General features: G+C 47.5%; 1 pseudogene. It reads left to right on the top strand.

Annotated features, from left to right (window positions below):
* Window positions 1-731, top strand: a pseudogene (locus A3739_RS26645) (ammonium transporter); the annotation flags it as partial.
* Window positions 732-1,373 lie beyond the last annotated feature (642 nt).

Below are 1,373 nucleotides of genomic sequence, written 5' to 3'. Positions count from 1 at the left end.
GTTCTGGTATCGTTCACATGGCTGGTGCAGCAGCTGCACTTGCTGGTGTTATCCTTCTTGGTGCTCGTAAAGGTAAGTACGGTCCTAACGGTGAAGTTAACGCTATCCCAGGCGCTAACCTTCCACTAGCGACTCTTGGTACTTTCATCCTTTGGATGGGCTGGTTCGGTTTCAACGGTGGTTCTACTTTGAAGCTTGGCGGTATCGCTGTAGCAAACGAAGTTGCTAGCGTATTCTTGAACACAAACGCTGCTGCAGCGGGTGGTTTGATTGCTGCTCTTATCGTTGCACGCATCTTGTTCGGTAAGGCAGACCTTACAATGGCATTGAACGGCGCACTAGCTGGTCTTGTTGCTATCACTGCTGAGCCTGCAGATCCATCTCCACTACTTGCTACTGTAATCGGTGCAATCGGTGGTGTGATCGTCGTATTCTCAATCGTTACTCTTGATAAGCTTAAGCTTGACGATCCAGTCGGCGCGATCTCTGTACACGGTGTTGTTGGTCTTTGGGGTATCTTCGCGGTTCTACTTTCAGACGCAGACGCTACGTTCATGGGTCAGCTAGTAGGTGCGGTAACAATCTTTGCATGGGTATTCGTAACAAGCTTGATCGCTTGGGGCGTAATCAAAGCGGTTATCGGTCTACGAGTTTCTGAAGAAGAAGAGTACGAAGGTGTGGATCTTTCAGAATGTGGTATGGAAGCATACCCAGAGTTCACTAAAGACTAATCAACTAGTCCTTAGTAAGATCTAAGAAGAAGGGCGCTCATTGAGCGCCCTTTTTTGTTGTCTATCGAATTGTTTGTTTAACCCTACGCATAAAAAGTTATTGTTTAGCATTCTATGTTTAGGAATAGACAGAAGCGATCATCCTCCCGTTCGTCATTCCGGACAGCGAAGCGTGACAAGGTGAATTGCGCAACGCGCAAGAGAGGGTGCCCTGGGGTATCCGGAATCTGGTTTGTGAATGCACAGAAATAGACATTAGCGGATGTTGAACTGCTGATGTCCGGTCGATCCTTGATGCGTACTTCTACAAAGAAGCGGACATTTCGCGGCGCGAAAACTTTTCGATTTATATACAGAAGCGGACGTCAGACAGGCAAGTTTTTAACTGGGATTTATTTCGAGTTTATATAGTAAGCAGACATGAACGCCTACAATAACGGGCCGCAGTGTAGGCGCGAAGCACCGAAACGTAGGTCCGAGCTAGCTTGCTGGCGGGCGTCGATTGTATTGTTAAATGCCGTAGTCACGTTCCACCTTCGATATACGAGTTTTGAACGATGCATACCATTTCTCATGACCAAGCCGTTGGGCTTCTTGGTGCCCTGCATTTTTCTTCCACCGCTTAATGGATTCAAGATCAGA

The organism is Oleiphilus sp. HI0067, from assembly GCF_001635735.1.
The sequence above is the reverse complement of the archived record's forward strand: the minus strand, read 5'-3'. Positions and strand labels throughout refer to the sequence as shown.